17 protein-coding genes are annotated in these 20,896 nt (G+C 70.6%); 15 read left to right on the top strand and 2 right to left on the bottom strand.

Annotated elements, in window-relative coordinates:
• Window positions 1-17 precede the first annotated feature (17 nt).
• From ACRAKI_RS18485 to ACRAKI_RS18525, 9 genes are all read left to right on the top strand, one after another.
• The gene (locus ACRAKI_RS18485; protein WP_447001750.1) at window positions 18-989 is read left to right on the top strand and encodes a tyrosine-type recombinase/integrase; all 972 of its coding nucleotides are present in this window, start codon (window positions 18-20) and stop codon (window positions 987-989) included.
• A gap of 99 nt (window positions 990-1,088) precedes the next feature.
• The gene (ku, locus tag ACRAKI_RS18490) at window positions 1,089-1,970 is read left to right on the top strand and encodes a non-homologous end joining protein Ku (RefSeq protein WP_447001751.1); all 882 of its coding nucleotides are present in this window, start codon (window positions 1,089-1,091) and stop codon (window positions 1,968-1,970) included.
• Between the two features lie 17 nt (window positions 1,971-1,987).
• A complete protein-coding gene (locus tag ACRAKI_RS18495; protein ID WP_447001752.1) occupies window positions 1,988-3,499 on the top strand; it encodes a DNA polymerase ligase N-terminal domain-containing protein in 1,512 nt (503 codons plus the stop codon).
• Entirely contained in the window at window positions 3,489-4,394 is a 906-nt protein-coding gene (gene ligD, locus ACRAKI_RS18500) for a non-homologous end-joining DNA ligase (RefSeq protein ID WP_447001753.1), read from the top strand. Before ACRAKI_RS18495 ends, ligD begins: the two co-directional genes overlap by 11 nt.
• Before the next feature lie 252 nt (window positions 4,395-4,646).
• Window positions 4,647-7,409: an ATP-binding protein gene (locus ACRAKI_RS18505; protein WP_447001754.1), complete on the top strand. Its 2,763-nt coding sequence runs from the start codon at window positions 4,647-4,649 to the stop codon at window positions 7,407-7,409.
• A 187-nt stretch (window positions 7,410-7,596) separates the two neighbouring features.
• On the top strand, window positions 7,597-8,823 hold the full coding sequence (locus ACRAKI_RS18510) for a methyltransferase domain-containing protein (protein ID WP_447001755.1): 1,227 nt from the start codon (window positions 7,597-7,599) through the stop codon (window positions 8,821-8,823).
• Window positions 8,816-9,850 carry an NAD-dependent epimerase/dehydratase family protein gene (locus ACRAKI_RS18515; protein WP_447001756.1) on the top strand — a complete coding sequence of 345 codons (1,035 nt, stop codon included), beginning with the start codon at window positions 8,816-8,818 and terminating at the stop codon, window positions 9,848-9,850. The genes ACRAKI_RS18510 and ACRAKI_RS18515 overlap by 8 nt, the downstream gene beginning before the upstream one ends.
• Window positions 9,851-9,943: 93 nt before the next feature.
• A complete protein-coding gene (locus ACRAKI_RS18520) occupies window positions 9,944-10,549 on the top strand; it encodes a dTDP-4-dehydrorhamnose 3,5-epimerase family protein (RefSeq protein WP_447001757.1) in 606 nt (201 codons plus the stop codon).
• A gap of 18 nt (window positions 10,550-10,567) precedes the next feature.
• On the top strand, window positions 10,568-11,989 hold the full coding sequence (locus ACRAKI_RS18525; RefSeq protein WP_447001758.1) for an NDP-hexose 2,3-dehydratase family protein: 1,422 nt from the start codon (window positions 10,568-10,570) through the stop codon (window positions 11,987-11,989).
• Window positions 11,990-12,092: 103 nt separating this feature from the next.
• On the opposite strand, the gene ACRAKI_RS18530 is transcribed toward ACRAKI_RS18525, so the two are convergent.
• Window positions 12,093-13,202, bottom strand: a complete 1,110-nt coding sequence (locus tag ACRAKI_RS18530) for a DegT/DnrJ/EryC1/StrS family aminotransferase (protein WP_447001759.1) — start codon at window positions 13,200-13,202, stop codon at window positions 12,093-12,095.
• 294 nt (window positions 13,203-13,496) lie between these two features.
• Here ACRAKI_RS18530 and ACRAKI_RS18535 point away from each other — a divergent pair, with 294 nt between their 5' ends.
• Window positions 13,497-14,744: a macrolide family glycosyltransferase gene (locus ACRAKI_RS18535; protein WP_447001760.1), complete on the top strand. Its 1,248-nt coding sequence runs from the start codon at window positions 13,497-13,499 to the stop codon at window positions 14,742-14,744.
• The gene (locus ACRAKI_RS18540) at window positions 14,744-16,246 is read left to right on the top strand and encodes a BTAD domain-containing putative transcriptional regulator (RefSeq protein WP_447001761.1); all 1,503 of its coding nucleotides are present in this window, start codon (window positions 14,744-14,746) and stop codon (window positions 16,244-16,246) included. Before ACRAKI_RS18535 ends, ACRAKI_RS18540 begins: the two co-directional genes overlap by 1 nt.
• Window positions 16,247-16,494: 248 nt before the next feature.
• On the opposite strand, the gene ACRAKI_RS18545 is transcribed toward ACRAKI_RS18540, so the two are convergent.
• Entirely contained in the window at window positions 16,495-18,105 is a 1,611-nt protein-coding gene (locus ACRAKI_RS18545) for an FAD-dependent monooxygenase (protein ID WP_447001762.1), read from the bottom strand.
• Window positions 18,106-18,263: 158 nt separating this feature from the next.
• On the opposite strand from ACRAKI_RS18545, the gene fabG reads away from it, so the two are divergent.
• Genes fabG through ACRAKI_RS18565 form a run of 4 tightly spaced genes read left to right on the top strand, consistent with a single transcriptional unit; the run spans window position 18,264 to window position 20,890 of the window.
• Window positions 18,264-19,010, top strand: coding sequence for a 3-oxoacyl-ACP reductase FabG (fabG, locus tag ACRAKI_RS18550; protein ID WP_447001763.1), 747 nt, complete (start codon window positions 18,264-18,266; stop codon window positions 19,008-19,010).
• A gap of 17 nt (window positions 19,011-19,027) precedes the next feature.
• On the top strand, window positions 19,028-19,339 hold the full coding sequence (locus tag ACRAKI_RS18555) for an acyl carrier protein (RefSeq protein ID WP_184919269.1): 312 nt from the start codon (window positions 19,028-19,030) through the stop codon (window positions 19,337-19,339).
• Window positions 19,336-19,809 (top strand): 3-hydroxyacyl-ACP dehydratase FabZ, encoded by a 474-nt coding sequence (fabZ, locus tag ACRAKI_RS18560; protein ID WP_447001764.1) that lies wholly within the window; start codon window positions 19,336-19,338, stop codon window positions 19,807-19,809. Before ACRAKI_RS18555 ends, fabZ begins: the two co-directional genes overlap by 4 nt.
• A 7-nt stretch (window positions 19,810-19,816) precedes the next feature.
• Complete coding sequence (locus tag ACRAKI_RS18565; RefSeq protein ID WP_447001765.1) at window positions 19,817-20,890, top strand: aminomethyltransferase family protein; 1,074 nt, start codon at window positions 19,817-19,819, stop codon at window positions 20,888-20,890.
• Window positions 20,891-20,896 lie beyond the last annotated feature (6 nt).

The following is a 20,896-nucleotide window of genomic DNA, read 5'->3' on the forward strand; positions in this document are numbered from 1 at the left end:
GCGGTAGGAAGATCGACATGCGCGTGCTTGCCGCTCAGGAGTCTTTCTTCCTCGCCCGTCGTCCGCGGAAGGATTCGCCGCACACGACGGCGGCGTACCGGCGTGACCTGGCAGGTGTCACGGCGCTGCTGGCGGAGGTGACGGGCACTCCCCCGGATCGGCTGGAGATCTCGGACCTGACGGGGCGGAACCTGCGTGAGGCGTTCGGGGTGTTCGCGGACTCGCACGCGAAGTCGTCGGTGTTGCGGGCGTGGTCGACGTGGAACCAGTTCCTGACGTTCTGCGTGGCGGAGGACCTGGTGCCGGGGAATCCGATGGGTGCGGTGGCACGGCCGAAGACGCCTCCGTTGACGCCGAAGCCGCTGCGGGGCGAGGACACGCCGGAGCGGTTGTTGGCGGCGGCGGCGGAGGGCGCGCGGAAGGGGCGTGACCCGTGGCCGGAGCGCGATGTGCTGGTGTTGGCGTTGGGCCTGGTGGCGGGGCTGCGGTCGGCGGAGATGCGGACGTTGACGCTGGCGTCGGTGGTGGGCCGGCCGGGTGAGCGTCGGCTGCACGTGGTGGGCAAGGGGAACCGGGACCGGTCGGTGCCGATCGAGCCGGCGATGGACCGGATCATCGAGCAGTACCTGGCGTCGTGTCGGCGGCGTTTCCCGCAGGCGCGGTTCGACCGGGGGTCGGCGTTGGTGCGTGACCGGCATGGTGAGCCGATCGGTCGGGGTGGGTTGGAGTACCTGGTGCGGTCGTGCTTCCGGTGGGCGGGGTTGCACGATCGGGTGCCGTCGGGGGCGAACCTGCACGCGTTGCGGCACACGTTCGCGACGCGGTTGGCGGAGGACGGCGCGTCGGCGTCGGAGATCATGGCGTTGTTGGGTCATGCGTCCTTGGCGACGTCGCAGAACTACATCGAGGCGACGGCGCGGGAGCGGCGGGCGGCGGTGGCGGGTAGTCGGACGAATCTGTCGTTGGCGCGGTTGCCGGACCGGGAGTGATGGGGCTCCTCTGTCGTGGTGGTGCCCCTCCCCTGGTTTGTTAGCCCGTTCAGGTGACGTACTGGTGCGGACCGTGCAGTTCGCGGGTAGTCACGTGGCATGAGGTCCGTGTGGCGTGGGGCGATTTCCTTCGGGTTGGTGACGATCGGTGTCCGGTTGTACACCGCCACCGAGGAGCACGACTTCCGGTTCCACCAGGTGCACCGGGAGGACGGTGGGCGCGTCCGGTACAAGCGGGTGTGCCAGGTGTGCGGCGAGGAGGTCGCTTACGCCGACATCGCGAAGGGCTACGAGCTGGACGACGGTCGTGTGGTGGTGATGGACAGCGAGGATTTCGACAAGCTGCCGGTCAACACGGATCACGCGATCGACGTGTTGGAGTTCGTGCCGGTCGACGAGGTGGATCCGATTTATTTCCAGAAGTCTTATTACCTGGAGCCGGACAAGGCGGCGACGCGTCCTTATGTGTTGTTGCGGACGGCTTTGGAGCGGAGCGGTCAGCTCGCGGTGGTGAAGATCACGATTCGTCAGCGGGAGACGTTGGCGATGTTGCGGGCGCGTGAGGATTTGCTGGTGATGCACACGATGTTGTGGCCGGATGAGGTGCGGAAGCCTGATTTCGAGTTCTTGGGTTCCGATGTGGAGGTTCGGCCGCAGGAGTTGAAGATGGCGTCGTCGTTGGTGGAGAGCATGGCGGGGTCTTTCGACGCGGGTGAGTTCACCGACGACTACACGGTGGCGATGCAGAAGTTGATCGAGGCGAAGGCCGAGGGTGCGGAGCTGCCGGAGCGGCCGGAGGCGGAGGAGGCCGGCGAGGTGATCGACTTGATGACGGCGTTGGAGCGGAGTGTGGAGCAGGCGAAGTCGTCGCGTGGTGGGAAGTCGGCGGCGCGGAAGCCTGCGGCGAAGAAGGCTGCTTCGGGGTCGTCTGAGGGGTCGTCGCGGAAGGCTCCGGCGAAGAAGAAGGCGAAGCCCGCCTGAGGGCGTGGCGGCGTGGGATGGGCGGGGATCTTTCGGAGTACCGGCGGAAGCGGGATCCGGGGCGGACGCCGGAGCCGGTGCCGGGTGAGGACTCGGTGTTGCCCCGGGGTGATGACGACACTTTTGTGATCCAGGAGCACCACGCGTCGCGGCTGCATTGGGATGTGCGGTTGGAGCGGGGTGGGGTGTTGGTGTCGTGGGCGGTGCCGAAGGGTTTGCCGGCGGAGCCGGGGACGATTCGGTTGGCGGTGCGCACGGAGGATCACCCGTTGGAGTACGCGTCGTTTTCGGGTGTTATTCCGAAGGGTGAGTACGGCGCGGGTGAGATGTTCATCTGGGATCGCGGTCGTTATGAAGTGGTGAAGTGGTCGGACCGCGAGGTGGATGTGGTGTTGCGCGGTTCGCGGGTGGAGGGTGAGTTCGTCTTCTTCCGTCGCGAGGGCGGTGGGGGTTCGGGCGGTAAGGATTGGATGGTGCGGCGGCGGCACGAGGCGGTGCGGGCGGATTGGGTGCCGTTGCCGGAGTTCGTGGCGCCGATGTTGGCGACGGCGGCGGCGGTGTTGCCCGGGCCTGAGTCGCGGTTCGCGTTCGAGTTCAAGTGGGACGGGGTGCGGGCGGTCGCGCGGGTGGAGGGCGGCCGGGTGCAGTTGACGAGTCGTGCGGGCAACGACGTGACGGGGACTTACCCGGAGTTGCAGGGCCTGGGTGCGCAGTTGGGTGCGACGCAGGTGTTGTTGGACGGGGAGATCGTGGCGTTGTCGGGTGGGCGGCCGAGTTTCGGTGCGTTGCAGGAGCGGATGCACGCGTCGGCGGCGCAGGCGCGGCGGTTGGTGGGGCGGGTTCCGGTGACGTTCCTGGTGTTCGACGTGTTGCACCTGGATGGTTCACCGACGGTGGAGTTGCCGTACTCGCGGCGGCGGGAGCTGCTGGAGGGCTTGGGGTTGAGCGGTGCGCACTGGTTGACGCCGAAGGCCTTCCCCGGTCAGGGGGCGGCGGTGTTGGCGGCGAGTCGTGAGCAGGGGTTGGAGGGGGTGGTGGCGAAGCGGCTGGATTCGCGTTATGCGCCGGGTCGGCGGTCGCCGCATTGGGTGAAGGTGACGGCGGTGTTGACGCAGGAGGTGGTGGTCGGGGGGTGGCGGCCTGGTGAGGGGAAGCGGAAGGGCTTGGTGGGGGCTTTGCTGCTGGGCTTGCCGGAGGGTTCGGGGTCGGAGGGTTCCGGGTCTGGGCGTGCCGTTGCGGGTGGGTCCGGTGGTGGTGGGTTGGTGTTCGTGGGGTCGGTGGGCACGGGGTTCGACCAGGCTGAGTTGGAGCGGTTGACGGCGCGGTTGTCGGAGTTGGAGGTGGAGGGGTCGCCGTTCGTGTCGGAGGTGCCGCGTGATCGGGCGCGGGGTGCGCGGTGGGTGCGTCCGGTGTTGGTGGGTGAGGTGGCGCACCGGCAGTGGACGGCGGACGGGCGGATGCGGTTTCCGACGTGGCGGGGGTTGCGGCCGGACAAGGCGCCCGGGGAGGTGCGTCGGGTTGACGGGTGACGCGGTGGTGCGGGTGGAGGGTCGTCTGGTGAAGCTGACGAACCTGGACAAGGTGCTGTATCCGGAGGTGGGGTTCACCAAGGCGGAGGTGATCGACTACTACACGCGGATCGCGCCGGTGTTGCTGCCGCACGTGAGGGATCGTCCGGTGACGTTGCGGCGGTATCCGAACGGGGTGGACGGGAAGTCGTTCTTCGAGAAGAACGTGCCGTCGCACGCGCCGGAGTGGGTGCGGACGGTGCGGGTGGAGACGCCGGGGTCGTCGCGGGGTGCGGAGTACGCGGACTTCGTGGTGGTGGACGATTTGGCGACGGTGGTGTGGTTGGCGAACCTGGCGGCGTTGGAGTTGCACGTGCCGCAGTGGACGGTGGGGCCGCGTGGTGGTCGCCGCTTCCCCGACCTGGTGGTGTTCGACCTGGATCCGGGTGAGCCGGCGACGGTGGTGGAGTGCTGCCGGGTGGCGTGCCGGGTGCGTGAGGTGTTGGTGGCGGACGGGTTGGCGCCGGTGGTGAAGACGAGCGGGTCGAAGGGCTTGCAGGTGTACGCGGCGGTGTCGGTGTCGTCGGCGGAGCGGACGTCGGAGTACGCGAAGGGGGTGGCGCAGCGGCTGGCGGGTGAGTTCCCGGGTGAGGTGGTGTGGCGGATGGCGAAGGCGCAGCGGACGGGGAAGGTGTTGATCGACTGGTCGCAGAACAATCCGGCGAAGACGACGGTGGCGCCGTATTCGTTGCGGGCGCGGGCGCGGCCTTCGGTGTCGACGCCGGTGCGGTGGGTTGAGGTGGAGCGGTGTCGGGCGGTGGAGGATCTGGTGTTCCTGGCGGACGAGGTGCGGGACCGGGTGGCCGCCGAGGGTGACTTGTTCGCGGCGGGGGAAGGGGTCGGGTTGCCGCGTTGAGTGGTGGGCGCGTGTTGAGACGGAGGCTGCGAGGTTACGAAGCGGGATGTGTTGGGTGACGTCCTTCTTGCGGGCGTGTTGAATCGTTCCTACCGGGGTCGTGTCGGTTTGACGTTCACAGCCAGATGCGGATTTCGTTCGGGTTTGCGGGCGAGTTTGCGATGGTTCGGACAAGTCGTGCTATAAAGCCATAACTCTCCCACCAGATCAGATGAAGGTCTATCGAGAATAGACTGTACGGAGGTACGGTGGATGGCACTTCTGGGCTACCGAGACGCCTTCGAGGAGCTGGCGCGGTCGTTCGACCGGAGCAGCGGGGGCCGTGGTGAGCTGGTCCTCGTGAGCGGTGGTCCGGCAAGCGGTAAAACGGAACTGTTACACGACTTTTATGCTGCGGCGGAGGCTTCGGGCGCGTTGTTGTTGAGCGCGATGGGGTCCCGCGCGGAACAGACGTTGCAGGCCGGCGTGGTCGACCAGCTTTTCCGTGGGGCCGGTTTGCCGCCCGAAGTGGGCGACCGTGTGTCTCGTTTGGTGGTTCCGCAGACGGCGCTGGCGGACGAGGGGCAATCGGATGTCCGAAGTATCCGGTCGGCTACCGCTCGCGTGGTGCATGAAATCTGCGGCATATTACTGGGTTTGTCCCGTGAACAACCGGTGGTCGTGGGAATAGACGACGTTCAGTTCGCGGACAGCTCGTCTTTGGAATTCGTGCTGTACCTGCGGCGGCGTTTGGGGTCGGCCCGGGTGCTGCTGGTGCTGAGCGAGTGGGAGCAGCCGCAGCCGACGTTGCCGCTGTTCACGGCCGAGGTGACGCGTCGGCCGCACCGTCGGATCCGGTTGGCGCCGTTGTCGTCGGCGGACATCGTGGAGGTGCTCCCCCGGTCGGTGGAGTCGGGTGTGGCGTCGCGGTTGGCGGAGGCGTGCCACCGGCTCAGCGGGGGCAACCCGATGTTGGTGCGGGCGTTGGTGGAGGACTTGGAGCACGACCTGTCGGTGGTGGGCGACGGGTTCGACGGTGGTGTGTGGCCGGCGGTGGGGACGGCGTTCCGGCACGCGGTGCTGGCGTGTCTGCACCGTTGGGAGTCCGCGTTGCTGGATGTGGCGCGGGGGTTGGCGGTGCTGGGCGACGGTGCCGATCCGGTGTTGCTGGGCAGGTTGGTGGGTGTCGCTCCGGAGGACGCGCGGCGGGTGGTGGTGATCCTGTCGTCGGCGGGGTTGCTGCGTGACGGGTGGTTCCCGCACGGGGCGGCGGCGGAGGCGGTGCTGGACGGCATGGCGGGGCCTCAGCGGGAGGCGTTGCACGCGCGGGCGGCGGATCTGCTGCACCAGCGGGGTGCGGAGCCGGCGGTGATCGCGCGGCACCTGGTGTCGGCGCATCGCGGGGTGGGCGGCTGGTCGGTGCGGGTGCTGCGGGACGCGGCGGAGCAGGCGTTGATGCGGGACGAGGTGCACGAGGCGGTGCGGTTCCTGGAGTCGGCGTTGGAGGCGACCGACGACGAGGAGCAGCGGCTGGCGATCACGAAGGTGCTGGTGCGGGCGTTGTGGCGGGTGAATCCGTTGGCGGCGGCGGTGCACATGGGTCCGTTGCGGAAGGCGATGGCGGCGGGCCGGTTGGGTGAGCGGGACGCGGTGACGTTGGTGCGGCACGCGCTGTGGCACGGCGACGAGGAGACCGCGGTGATGGCGCTGGACGTGCTGAACAGCACGCCGGGGTTGTTGGACGCGCAGACGGCGGCGGAGTTGCGGATCGCGCACCAGTGGTTCCGGGGTATGGACCGGTGTGCGGTGCCGGAGGTGCCGGCGAAGGCGGAGGACGATCCGTGGGTGGAGGCGGCGCGGGCGTTGACGTCGTTCTGGCGCGGTGGGGGTGATCCGGCGACGGCGGTGGCGAGTGCGGAGCACGTGCTGTGGAGTTGCCGGTTGTCGGACATGACGTTGGAGGTCGTGGCGACGGCGTTGCTGGTGTTGGTGCACAGCGACGACAACGACCGGGCGGCGTGGTGGTGTGGCGAGTTGACCGCGCAGGCGGTGCGGGTGGGTGCGGTGACGTGGCAGGCGGTGTTGGGCGCGATCAGCGCGGACATCGCGTTGCGGTGCGGTGAGCTGGAGGAGGCGGCGGATCGCGCTCGTCGGGCGTTGGATCTGTTGCCGCCGCAGAGCTGGGGTGTGTCGATCGGGTATCCGTTGGCGACGTTGATGCTGGCGAGCACGGCGTTGGGGCGGGATGCGGAGATCGAGGAGTTGTTGCGGCTGCGGGTGCCGGACACGATGTTCCGCACGGCGTACGGGGTGCGGTACCTGCATGCCCGTGGTCAGTGCCACTTGGGGGCGCAGCGGGTGTTGGCGGCGGTGACGGATTTCCAGACGTGCGGGCGGCTGGTGTTGGAGTGGCAGGTGGACGTTCCGGTGCTGGTGCCGTGGCGCAGTGACCTGGCGGAGGCGAACCTGCGCTTGGGGCGTGCCGACGTGGCGCGGGAGCTGGTGGTGGAGCAGTTGCGGATGCCGGGGTTGGATTCGCGGACGCGTGGGGTGTCGTTGCGGGTGTTGGCCGCGGGGAGTTCGCCCGAGGACCGGCCTCGGTTGTTGCGTGCGGCGGTGGCGAGTCTGCACACGGCGGGTGACCGGGTGCAGTTGGCGTTGGCGATGCGTGATCTGAGTGAGGCTTACGAGCGCGCGGGTGACGGTGTGGCGCGGGTTCCGGACCAGGTGGAGTCGCGTCGGCACTCGGGTGTGCTGGTGGGGCGTGGTGCGGCGAAGGCGGCGGTGGAGTCCGGTGAGGGGTCGGCGGACGACGTGTTGCGGGATGGTGCGGCGTCGGTGTTGAGCGAGTCGGAGCACCGGGTGGCGGATCTGGCGGTGCTGGGCTACACGAACCGTGAGATCAGTGCCCGGTTGTTCATCACGGTGAGCACCGTGGAGCAGCACCTGACGCGGATCTACCGGAAGCTGGGTGTGCGGAGCCGGGCGGAGCTGCCGCGGCGGTTGTGCCTGGACGACCTGAGCCCCTGCTCCTGACGGCGGTGCCCCCTGTTCCGACCCGTTGGCGCGTTTCAGTGGGTTGCGACCGGCGGCGCGCGTGCGACTGTGGCGGCGCGTCCCGACTTGTACTGCGTTCTTGTCTTGCGTGCCGGGTTTCCGGTGCGTGTCCACGACCTCTTCAACGGACCGATCAGCGGTTCACCACACCTCCAGGGAGAGACCCATGTCCGACTCGACCGCGTGCCGGATCTGCGGCGGCGAGGTCCGCGAGTTCCTCGACTTCGGCCGTCAGCCGCTGTCCGACGCCTTCCGGACTCCGGACGACTCGTCGGAGGAGTTCTTCTACCGGTTGGCGATGGGCGCCTGCGGCGGCTGCACGATGGTGCAGCTGATGGAGGAGGTGCCGCGCGACCGCATGTTCCACGAGGACTACCCGTACATCTCGCGTGGTTCGTCGGTGATGCGGGCGCACTTCGCGGCGTTGGCGGAGCGGTTCCTGGGCGGTGAGCTGTCGGGGGCGGATTCGTTCATCGTGGAGTTGGGCTGCAACGACGGGACGATGCTGCGCGCGATCGCGGCGGCGGGGCGGCGTCACCTGGGGGTGGAGCCGTCGGGCGGGGTGGCGGACCTGGCGGCGGCCGACGGGGTGCGGGTGCGCAAGGACTTCTTCGAGGCGTCGACGGCGGCGTCGATCCTGGCGGAGGACGGGCCGGCGGACGTGATCTACGCGGCCAACACGTTGTGCCACATCCCGTACATGGATTCGATCCTGGAGGGTGTGCGGACGCTGCTGGCGCCGGGCGGGGTGTTCGTGTTCGAGGACCCGTACTTCGGCGACATCGTGACGCGGACGTCGTTCGACCAGGTGTACGACGAGCACTTCTTCTTCTTCACGGCCCGGTCGGTGCGGGAGATGGCGGCGCGCAGCGGGCTGGAGCTGGTGGACGTGGAGCGGCTGCCGGTGCACGGCGGGGAGGTCCGGTACACGTTGGCGAAGGCCGGCGCGCGGCCGGTGGCGCCCGCGGTGGAGGCGTTGTTGGCGGAGGAGGCGGAGCGGGGGTTGAGTTCGGCGGCGACGTTGGAGGGGTTCGCGAAGGCCGTCGACCGGGTCCGCACGGATCTGCCCGCGTTGTTGGAGGAGCTGCGTGAGCAGGGTGCGCGGGTCGTCGGGTACGGGGCGACGGCGAAGAGCGCCACGGTGACGAACCTGTGCGGTATCGGGCCGCAGCACGTGGAGTTCATCAGCGACACGACGCCGGCGAAGCAGGGCCGGTTGGCGCCGGGTTCGCACATCCCGGTGCGCGCGCCGGAGGCGTTCGCGGCGGACTACCCGCCTTACGCGTTGTTGTTCGCGTGGAACCACGCCGAGGAGATCATGGCGAAGGAGCAGGCGTTCCGGGACGCGGGCGGCAAGTGGATCCTGTACGTGCCCGAGGTCCGTGTTGTCTGAGTGGCTTCCCGGTGGGGACGGGGGGCGGGTCGCCGGTTCCGGGCGGTCCGCCCCGCCGCTGGTGGCGGTGTTGGGCGCGTCGGGGTTCGTGGGGTCGGCGGTGGTGCGCCGGCTGGTGGACGAGGACGTGCGGCTGCGGTTGGTGTCCCGTGGTGGCCTGGAGGGTGGCCTGGAGGCGCCGTCGGGGGTGGAGGTCCGGGCGTTGGACCTGACCGGTCCCGGTGCGGTGGCGTCGGCGGTCGCGGGTGCGGACGTGGTGCTGCCGTTGGTGTTGTTCAACGGTGCGGAGGGCTGGCGGGTCGCGGAGGGGGACGGCGAGTCGGCGGCCGAGCGGGTGAACGTCGGGATCGTCCGGGCCGTGGTCGAGGCGTGTCGTGACGGGCAGGTCGTGGTGTTCCCCGGTTCGACGTCGCAGGTCGGTCCGCGGGCCGGTGAGCGGGTCGACGGTTCGGAGGAGGACTTCCCGGACACCCCTTACGACCGGCAGAAGCACGCGGCGGAGCGGGTCGTGCTGGGCACGGCGGGGGTGCGTGGGATCAGCCTGCGGCTGCCGACGGTGTTCGGGCCGGGTCCGAAGGACCGCGGTGTGGTGAGCGCGATGGCGCGGCGGGCGTTGTCGGGGCAGCCGTTGACCGTGTGGGGCGACGGGTCGGCGTTGCGGGACCTGGTGTTCGTCGACGACGTGGCGGACGCGTTCGCCGCCGCGATCGCGCACGCCGACCGGCTCGCGGGGCGGCACTGGCTGCTGGGCAGCGGGAAGGGTGTCGCGGTCGCGGAGTTGTTCGCCGGGGTGGCGGACGCGGTGGCCCGCGAGTCGGGCGGCCCGGCGGCGCCGGTGGTGTCGGTGCCGGCGCCGGCGCACGCGACCGCGATGGACCTGCGGGGCCTGGTGGCCGATCCGGGCGCGTTCCACGCCGTCACGGGCTGGCGCGCGCGGGTGGGGTGGGTCGAGGGACTCGCCCGAACGGTCGAGGCGATGACCGCCCGGCCCCCCTATGTTCCGTCGGAGGCACCCCTGTCGTATTGACGACGTTTGACCCGGTGCCCGCTCGCCGACATGCTGGTTCGGCAGTCCCGCTGCGGCAGCGTCATCCGCCGCGGAATTCTCCGAGGAGTGGGCGTGAAAGCACGGGAACTCGCCGTCGAAGGCGCTTTTGAATTTGTGCCCGAGGTTTTCCCGGACCACCGTGGTCTGTTCGTCTCGCCGTTCCAGCGGGATGCGTTCGAGGCTGCGGTGGGCCGACCTTTGTTCCCCGTCGCGCAGCTGAGCACGAGTACGTCGCGGCGGGGTGTGCTGCGCGGTGTGCATTACACCCGCACTCCCCCGGGATGTGCCAAGTACGTGCACTGCTCGCGCGGTCGGGTGTTGGACGTGGTGGTCGACCTGCGCGTCGGTTCGCCGACTTTCGGCAGGTGGGACGCGATGGAGCTGTCCGGTGAGGACTTCCGGGGCGTGTACCTGCCGACGGGGGTGGGGCATGCTTTCACCGCCCTGGAGGACGACTCGGCGGTCTGCTACCTGCTTTCCCGCGGTTACGACCCGGTGAACGAACTGGCGCTGTCACCCCTGGATCCGGAATTGGGGTTGCCGTGGTCGGATTCGTCTGCTCCGGTGTTGTCCGAACGTGATCGTGACGCGGTGTCGCTGGCCGCGGCGCGGGCGGCGGGGTTGTTGCCCGAATATCAGGAGTGCCTGCAGTCGGACCTGGCGCCGGACCGGGGCTGAACGGACGAGGAGTATTCCATGGTCGCCCCTTCGCGGCGTGCGGTGAACCTGCGCCTCTCCGAATCTTTGAACGCGCCGGGCGCGCAATTCGGGGACGTCGCGCAATTCCACGAGTGGCTGGCCGGGATGGGCCGGCACGCGTGGATGGAGGTGCGGCGCGCGCCGCTGGAGGGACTGCCGAACTGGGACCGCGACCCGGCCACCGGGAACCTGCGGCACTCCACCGGGAAGTTCTTCAGCGTCGAGCGCCTGGACGTGGACCTGCCGGGTACGGCGGTGCCCGGCTGGTCGCAGCCGATCATCAACCAGCCCGAGATCGGCATCCTGGGCATCCTGGTGAAGGAGATCGACGGGGTGCCGCACCTGCTGATGCAGGCCAAGCAGGAACCGGGCAACCCGAACGGGTTCCAGCTGTCCCCCACGGTGCAGGCCACGCGCAGCAACTACACGCGGGTGCACCAGGGGCGGCCGGTGCCGTACCTGGAGCACTTCCGGGACGTGACGGGGTCCGGCACGGTGGTCGACATCCGCCAGTCGGAGCAGGGCGCCTGGTTCTACCGCAAGCGCAACCGGAACATGGTCGTCGAGGTCGACGGCGACGTGGAGGCCGCGGAGGGGTTCTGCTGGTTGACGCTGGGCCAGATCGGCGAGCTTCTGTCGGTTCCGGACCTGGTCAACATGGATGCCCGGACGGTCCTGTCGTGCGTGCCGATCGTCGGCGCGGCGCTGCGGGACACGCTGCGGGCGCGGGACGCGTTCACCGCGGCGCTGTTGCGTTCGTTCGACCAGGAGGCGCCGACCGCGCACACCACCGGTGACGTGCTGAGCTGGATCACCGAGGTCCGCACCCGGACCGACCTGCGGGTGGACCGCGGTCCGCTGGCCGAGGTGCCGGGCTGGTCGCACGCGGACGGGCGGATCGCGCACGAGTCGGGCCGGTTCTTCCGGGTCATCGGGGTGGACGTCGAGGCGGGTGGCCGTGAGGTGGGCCGCTGGTCGCAGCCGATGATCGAGCCGGTGGGGACCGGGGTGATCGCGTTCCTGGTCAAGCCGATCGACGGGGTGCTGCACGTGCTCACCCACGCCCGCACCGAACCGGGCTACGCCGACACCACCGAGTTGGGCCCGACCGTGCAGTGCGACCCGGACAACTACGCGCACCTGCCCGAGGGGGCGCGTCCGCGTCACCTGTCGGAGGTGCTGGGCGCGGATCCGGAGCGGGTGCGGTTCGACGTGGTGCTGTCCGAGGAGGGCGGCCGGTTCTTCCACGCCCGCAACCGGTACATGGTGGTGGAGACGGAGCTGGAGACAGACCCGGCGGACCCGGACTACCGGTGGCTGGCGCTGCACCAGTACGTGGAGCTGCTGCGGCACAGCTTCTACGTCAACATCCAGGCCCGCAGCCTGCTGCTGTGCCTGACGAGCCTCCTGCCGCGCTGAACGGCCGGCGCTGAACGTACCGGCGGTCAACCCGGCCGGTGCCGGACGCCGTCGGGGGTCCTGGTTGGTCCAGGACCCCCGACGGCGCGTCACAGCCGGCTCGTCACAGCGCGGCCAGCACCGACTTCAGGGCCTCGATCACCCGGTCCTGGACGCCCGTCGGCAACGACGGGTACATCGGCAGCGAGAAGATCTCCCCCGCCAGCTTCTCCGTCACCGGCAGGCTGCCCGCCTCGTAGCCGAGGTGGGCGAACCCGGACATCGTGTGCACCGGCCACGGGTAGCTGATGTTCAACGCGATGTCGTGGGCCTTGAGCGCCTCGATGATCTCGTCACGGCGCGGGTGGCGCACCACGTACACGTAGTACACGTGGTCGTTGCCCTCGGCGATGGCCGGCAGCACCAGGTCGGTGTCGGCCAGGCCCTCGGCGTAGCGGGCCGCCACCGCGCGGCGTCCGGCGATGTACTGGTCCAGCCGCACCAGCTTGCGGCGCAGGATCTCGGCCTGCACCTCGTCGAGCCGCGAGTTGTGGCCCGGGGTGTCGACCACGTAGTAGGTCTTCTCCATGCCGTAGTAGCGGGCCCGCCGCAGGTTGGCCGCGGTGGTGTCGTCGCCGGTGATCACCGCGCCGCCGTCGCCGTACGCGCCCAGCACCTTGGTGGGGTAGAAGGAGAACGCCGCGGCCTCCCCCATCGACCCTGCGATGCGGCCGTGGTGGCGTGCGCCGTGGGACTGGGCGCAGTCCTCCATCACCACCAGGCCGTGCTCCCGCGCCAGGGCGAGCAGCGGCTCCATCTCCACGCACTGCCCGTACAGGTGCACCGGCAGCAGCGCCTTGGTGCGCGGGGTGATCGCCGCGGCCACCGCGGTGGTGTCCATCAGGTAGTCCTCGGCGCGGATGTCGACGAACACCGGGGTGGCGCCGACCGCGTCGATCGCCACGACCGTCGGCGCGGCGGTGTTGGACACCGTGATCACCTCGTCGCCCGGTCCCACGCCCAACGCCTGCAACGCCAGCTTGATGGCGTTGGTGCCGTTGTCGACGCCCACGCCGTGCGCGACGCCGTGGTAGGCGGCGAACTCCGCCTCGAACGCCGACACGCTCGGGCCGAGCACCAGCTTGCCCGAGGAGAAGACCGTCTCCACCGCGTCGAGGATGTCCTTGCGCTCGGCCTCGTATTCGTGCAGGTAGTTCCAGACGAGAACGGTCATTGCGGTCCTTCCCGTGCGCGCGCACTGGGGGTCGTCGGTGGCTTGGGGGGATCGTCGTGCCCGCCTCGCGCAAGGGGTAACCCCTAAGGTTCCTGCCTGCGCCGGGAACCGCCGACCTGCGCCGGACGGACCCCGGCTAAGGGGTGCGCCGTTAGGGGTGTCCGGGCCCGATCAGGCGCGCCTACGGTGACCACCGATCCGGCCCGTCGCGGCGAATCCCCAGGTGGGGCCGCCGCTGGGGCCGGATACCGCCGAAGGACGATCCCTCCGCCGCCGAAGAACGCAGGGACCCGCATGTCACACCAGCACTTCCTCTTCCTGTGCCACCCCGATCACGGGCACGTCATCCCGAACCTCGCCGTGGTCGCCGAGCTCGTCGACCGCGGACACCGGGTGACCTACCTGACCGCGGAGAGCATGCGCGGCGCCGTCGCCGACACCGGCGCGACCGTGCTGACCTACGACTCCCGCTACCGCGACGCCGACTTCAGCCAGGTCGCCGAGAACCCGCTGTACCTGCTGACGCTGCTGCTCGACGAGAGCGCGCGGATGCTGCGGGCGGCCGACGAGCTGCTGTCGGGCGACGTGCCCGACCACGTCGTCTACGACACGTCGATCCTCTACGCGGGCCGCATCCTGTCCCGCAAGTGGGGCCGGCCCGCGACGCAGCTGATCCCGGTGTTCGCGTCGAACCCGCACTTCTCCTACCTGAAGTCGATGTACGCGTCCGAGTCGCCCGCATCCGATTCCGCCGCGTCCGGCTCCCCTGTCCCGGCCGCGCCGCCGGTGTCGGACGGGCCGCCGCCGTGGGTGGTGGAGATGCTGGGACGCATCGGCGCGCTGACCGCCGAGCACGGCCTGGACGTCGCGCCGCAGGAGCTGTGGTGGGAGGTCCCGGACTCCAACGTGGTGACCATCCCCCGGTCGTTCCAGTACGCGGGCGACACGTTCGACGAGCGGTTCGCGTTCGTCGGGCCGTGCGTGGGCGACCGGTCGTTCCTGGGTGACTGGGCGCCGCCGGCCAGTGGCCTGCCGGTGGTGCTGGTGTCGCTGGGCGCGGTGTTCAACCAGCACGAGGGGTTCTTCCGGGCGTCCCTGGAGGCGTTCGCGGGGCAGCCGTGGCACGTGGTGATGACCGTGGCCGACGGCATGGACCCGGCGTCGCTGGGCGGGGTGCCCGACAACGTCGAGGTGCACCGCTGGGTGCCGCACGCGACCGTGCTGGAGCACGCGGTGCTGGCCGTCACCCACGGCGGCATGGGCACCGTGATGGAGGCGCTGCGCTCCGGCGTGCCGATGGTGGTCGTGCCGACCTCCGCGCTGGACCGGCCCACCGCCGACCGGATCGTGGAGCTGGGCCTGGGCGCGAGCGTTCCGCCGGAGGAGATGACCGCGCCGAAGCTGCTGGAGCTGGTGCGCTCGGTCATCGGGGACGCCGGCATCACCGCGTCCGCCGCGCGCATGCGTGACGACGTGCGCGACGCGGGCGGCGCCGGTCGTGCGGCGGACGAGATCGAGAAGTTCCTCGCCAGGAGTCGTTGATGGACGACGCGGTCGAGTTCGGTGTGCTCGGGCCGATCCGGGCCGTCGCCGACGGCGCGTCCGTGGCGGTGGGCAGCCCCCGGGAGAAGGCCGTGCTGGCCCGGTTGGTCGTGGACGCCAACCGGGTGGTCAGCGTGGACCGACTCATCGACGCGGTGTGGCAGGACGAGCCGCCCAGCAGCGCGCGCAGCCAGATCGCGATCGTGGTGCACCGGTTGCGCCGCGGCCTGGGCGGACGCGGGGTGATCACCACCGCCAGCCCCGGCTACGTGATGCGGCTGGCGTCGCACCAGTCGGACCTGCTGCGGTTCGACCACCTCGTGGCCAGGGGCCGGTCCGCCGCGGCGGACGGTGACCTGTGCGGCGCGGCGGGTCTGCTGCGGGAGGCGCTGTCGCTGTGGCGTGGCGCGCCGCTGGAGGACTTGCCGGGGCTGCGCGGCGACTCCACCCGGCTCGAACAGGGCCGGCTGGACGTGGTGGAGACGTGGGCCGAGGTGGAGCTGGAGCTGGGTCACCACGTGCGCGTCGGCGAGGAGCTGGCGGTCGTGGTCGCGGAGCACCCGTTGCGGGAACGCGTCCGCGCCCAGCTGATGCTGGCCCAGTACCGGGCCGGGCGGCGTGCGGACGCGCTGCGCACCTACCAGGAGGCGCGGCGCACGTTGATCGAGCAGATCGGGTTGGAGCCGGGCCCGGAGCTGCGCCGGCTGCACGAGCAGATCCTGCGGGACTCGCCGGCGTTGACGGGCCGCCGTCCCGCTGCGGCTCCTGCGGTGCCTGTGGCGCCGCAGGAGCCGGTGGTGGTCATGCCGCCGCCGTCGCAACTGCCGCACCCGCCCCGGCCGTTCGCGGGCCGTGACCAGGAGCTGGAGCTCGTCGACGACGCGTTGCGCGCCGGTCCGGACGCGGCGGGCACCGTGGTGCTGGTCGGCGAGGGCGAGGTCGGCAAGACGGCGCTCGGGCTGCGCTGGGCGCACCGGTACGTCGACCGGTTCCCCGACGGGCAGTTGCACGCCGATCTGCACGACCGGACCGGGGCGCCGGTGGACCCGAGCGCGGTGCTGGACCGGTTCCTGCGGGCGTTGGGGGTGCGGACCATCCCGGTGGACTTCGCCGAGAAGGTCGCTTTGTACCGCAGCAGCGTCGCCCACCGGCGGGTGCTGGTGTTCCTGGACAACGCCGCGGACAGCGCGCAGGTGTTGCCGCTGCTGCCCGGCGGTGCGCACAGCCGCGTGATCGTCACCGGTCGTGGGCCGCTGGACGACCTGGTCGTGCGGCACGGCGCGCACCGGCTGTACGTGGAACCGCTGTGCTCGGCCGAGTCGTGGGACCTGCTGGTGATGCTGCTCGGCCAGGAGTGGGTGGCGCAGCAGCCGCACGAGGCGCGTCGGCTCGTGTCGGCGGCGGACGGCAACCCGCTGTCGTTGCGGACGGCCGCGGCGCGGGTGTGGCCGCCACCGGGTCGGGGCAGATCGGGGCGAGGCAGACTCGTGGCCGCCGTCTAGCGGCCTGCCGTCCGACTCTCTGCCGTCCGACTCTCTGCCGTCCGACTCTCTGCCGTCCGACTCTCTGCCGTCCGACTCTCTGCCGTCCAACGGCCTGCGGCTTGCCCGGACCGCGCGACTCGCGGTGCCCGAGTGGACAACGCGCGCGTTCTGAGCTTGGAGTGCGGTGGCGGGCCGGTGCCCCTCCCCCCTGTGTTGTGCGGGGTGAGGGGCACCGGTGTGTCCGTGTTCGTGTCCGGTCGGCCGGGTCAGCGGGCCAGGACGGTGTTCAGCGTCGCGGTGAGGGTGGCGGTTGCGTCGGCGGTGGCCGGCGAGGTGGTGCGCCAGGCGACGTGGCCGTCCGGGCGGACGAGCACCGCGCCGGCGGGACCCACCCCGTAGACATCGGCCCAGTCCGGGGAGTCGATCGCGGCGGAACCGTCGGCGGAGATCTCCACCGCGTCCACCGTCACCCCCGTGTCGGTCTCCTTCGCCGCCTGCGCCCAGCCGCTCCCGGCGGGGGTCAGCACGGTGAACCCGACACCCAGCACGTCGAGGGTGGACACGCGGCTGCCCGCGCGGTCCAGCCACACGTGCGGCGCGCGGTGGCCGGGACGGGCGGTCGGCACGTAGGTGCGGTAGGGGTTCTCCGGCGCCGGGGCAGGGGTGCCGTCGGGGACGACCGCGGTGGAGTCGTAGTGGAAGCCCAGCACCAGTCCCTCGACGCTGCGCCGCCCGGCCTGCAGGCTCAGCGACTCGGCCATGCTGAGCTTGCCCTCCATCATGTCGAACGTGATCAGGGCGTTGCGCAGGCTCTCCTCGACGGTCCGCTCGCCGATGGGGTGCCGTTCGGCGGTGTAGCTGTCCAGCAACGCCTCCCCCGCGCCCCACCGCTGCCGCGCCGCCAGCTTCCACACCAGGTTGTGCGCGTCCTGGATGCCGCAGTTCATGCCGAACCCGCCCTGCGGGGTGGACACGTGCGCGGCGTCGCCGGCGAGGAACACGCGGTCGGCGCGGAACCGTTCGGCGACGATCGCCTGCTGCAGCCACGGCGACACCCCGATGAGGCTGACGTCGAGGTCGGGCAGCCCCACCGCAGAGCGGACGACCTCCACGCAGAACTCGTCGGTGAAGTCGTCGATGCTGCCACCGTCGGCGGGGTCGTAGCCGGTCTGCACGATCCACCGGCGGTCGTTGTCGACCGCTTCCACCGCGCACGGGATGGCGCTGCGCAGGAAGTACAGCGCGCACATCCGGTCGCGCAGCAGGTGCGCGATGTCGGCCTCGAACATGATGCTCACCATGTGGCCCAGCGGCGGCGGGCCCTGCACGCCGATGCCCAGGGCCTTGCGCACGCCGCTGCGGCCACCGTCCGCGGCCACCGCGTGACGTGCCCGCACGACCGTCGACCGGCCGCCGGACTCCACGACGGCCCGCACCCCCGACGCGTCCTGCGTCAGCTCGGTCATGGTGGTGGAGAACCGGACGTCCGCGCCGGACTGCGACTCGGCGAGGGCGCGCAGCACGACCTCGAACTTGTCCTGCGCGCAGATGTAGGAGTACGTGGGGCTCTGCGGCGCGTCGTTGGCGATCTCCGCGACCTGGTGGTGGAAGTCGTCGGCCAGCAGCGACGAACCCACCCCCACCGCGAGGCTCTCCTCGCGCGGCAACCCGACCCGTTCCACGTCGTCCTGGATGCCCCACGCGCGCACCAGCTCCATCGTGCGGGTCGACATCAGCCGCGCCTTGGGGAAGATCGACGTGCCGGCGTGCCGCTCGACCAAGACCGAGGACAGCCCGTGACGGGACGCCTCTACCGACGCGGACAGGCCGACCGGCCCGCCGCCAACCACGAGCACATCGACCTCGACCTCGTTCATGGCCGCAGCGTCGCGCACGTCCCGTGACCGGGTCAACACGATGGATAACGATGTGAAAGAGCTCCGATATGGCGCTTCGTTAGCGTCCTGCGCTACCTGAGGCGGACCGGCCGCCGCAGCGCGCAGACGCTCCCGAACGAAGATGCTGGAGTCGCCGAATGTTCACCGAAGGCTCGGTAGCACTGGTCACCGGCGGGTCGCGCGGCATCGGCCGGGCGGTCGCCCTCGACCTCGCCTCCCACGGCGTGCACGTGGTGGTCAACTACTCGAGGTCCGAGCAGCCCGCCAAGGAACTGGTCGCGCAGATCGAGGCGGACGGCGGCAGCGCGAGCACCGCCGGCGCCGACGTCACCGACGAGGCCGCGGTGCGCGCCATGTTCCAGGCGGTGCGCTCCGAGCACGGGCGGCTCGACGTCCTGGTCACCAGCGCCGGCGTGACCCGTGACCGGTTCATGGTCGTCATGGGCAGCAAGGACTTCCGCGAGACCATGGACGTCAACATGACGGGCACGTTCCTCGCCTGCCGCGAGGCGCTGCGCATCATGCAGCACCAGCGGCGTGGGGCGATCGTGACGCTGTCGTCGTCCAGCGGCCTGGACGGCGGTTTCCCCGGCCAGACGAACTACGTCGCGTCCAAGGGCGCGATCATCGCCTTCACCAAGGCGCTGTCCAACGAGGCCGCCCCGCACGGGGTGCGCGCCAACTGCGTCGCGCCGGGGTTCATCGCCACCGACATGACCAAGTCGATCCCCGCCAAGATCCGCGCGGAGTACGAGTCGCGCATCCGGCTGGGCCGGATGGGCACGCCCGAGGAGGTCGCGCAACTCGTGACGTTCCTCGCCTCGGACCGCGCCTCCTACATCACCAGCGAGACCTTCGTCGCCAACGGCGGCGGGCTGGCCTGACACCCATCCACCGGGAGATGAAGTTGAGCATCGACGAACTGCGCGCCACGGCGGCCGCGCGCCTGCAGACCTGCGCCCAGATCAAGAAGATGATCGTGTCCCGCCTCGACCTGCCGATCGAGCCGGACTGGATCACCGACGACCAGCCGCTGTTCGGCCGCGGCCTGGAGCTGGACAGCCTCGACGTGCTGGAGCTGTACGTGGCGATCGAGGCCGAGTTCGGCGTGGCGCTCTACGACAGCGACATGTCGGTGTTCGGGTCCGTGTCGCGGCTCGCCGACCACGTCAACCCGAAGCTGGCCGAGGCGAACTCGCTGACCGGGGCATGATGCGCAACGGCACCCGCCCCCGCGAGACCTCGGCGCTGACCAACGACCAGGTCCGCGAACTGCTCCCGCACCGGTGGCCGATGCTGCTGCTGGACCGGGTCGAGAAGATCGACGCGGGCGTGAGCGGTGTGGCGATCAAGAACGTCACCGGCACCGAACTGTGGTTCCAGGGCCACTTCCCCGAAGAGGCCGTGCTGCCCGGCGTCGTGGTGATCGAGGCCATGGCGCAGCTGTCCGGTGTCATCTTCTCCCTGGCCGGCTCCAGCCGGATCAGCTATCTCGCCGGGGTGCGGTCGATGCGGTTCCGCCGGCCGATCGTGCCCGGCGACCAGATCGTGCTGTCCGCACGACGCACCGCCGGCGGTGCGGGGTTCTGCGAGTTCAAGGTCGAGGCCAAGGTCGACGGCCAGGTCGCCGCCGAAGGCTCGCTCACCATCGCCGATCCCAGCAGCTCACTCGGAAGGGCCTGACAACACCATGGATTCGCTGACCTCGCCGCTGGCCGCCGTCCACCCGGAGGGCACCGAGTACGGCGCCGCGCAGGAAGCCCACGTGGCACTGCGCTACACCACGCTCGATGAGGAGTACACCGCGATCCGGGAACGCGCCGCGGTGCTGGACCTGTCCGGTTCGCGCGTGCTGGAGGTCTCCGGCTCCGACGCGACCGACTTCATGCAGCGGGTCCTGGCCCGCGACGTGGAGTACCTGACCTCGGAACGCTGCATGACGAGCCTCGTACTGGACGAGCAGGGCCTGGTCGTGGACCAGGTCGTCGTGTGGGGCCGTGAGGACGGGATGCTCGTGGAGAGCTCCGTGGGCGGCGGCGCCCGCCTGCTGGAGCACCTGCGGTCCGTCGCGGGCGACGACCGGGTCGAGATCAAGGACCTGGCAGGCGAGCGGGTCCTGCTGGGCCTGGAAGGCCCCTACGCGTGGGGTGTCGTCGGCCGCCTGGTCGACGGCGAGCTGGCCGCGCTGCCGTTCGAGTCCGTCGTGGACACCACCTGGGACGGCGTGGACGTGCTGTTCGCCCGCACCGGTGTCACCGGCGAGTACGGCTACAAGGTGCTCGTGCCGCGCGACCAGGCCGCCACGCTGTGGGCCAAGGCCGTCGAGCAGGCCACCCCGGCGGGCCACGAGGCGCTGGAGCTGGCGATGCTGGAGGTCCGCCAGCCCACCCACCACGAGCACGCCGACGGCGCCGACGTCCTCACCATGGGCGCGAACTGGCTGGTCGACATCACCAAGGAGTCGTTCATCGGCCGGGACGCGGTGCTGGCCGCGTTCTCCGGCGGCGCGACCCGCCGCACCGTCGGGTTCTCCGGCGGCGACACCGTCCCCGCGGCCGGCACCCCGGTCACCGTGGACGGCGAGCAGGTCGGCGTCGTGGTCCACGCCGTGCACAGCATCGGTCTCGGCGCGCCCCTGGGGTTGGCGCGCATGGACGCCGACCTGGCCGCCGCGGGTCTGCGGCTGACCGTCGGCGACGCCGACGTCACCACCCTCACGAGCCCTTACGTCACGCCCAAGAGCTGGAGCACCCCGATCATCTGATCGGGC

The sequence above is a fragment of the Saccharothrix isguenensis genome (assembly GCF_052936305.1).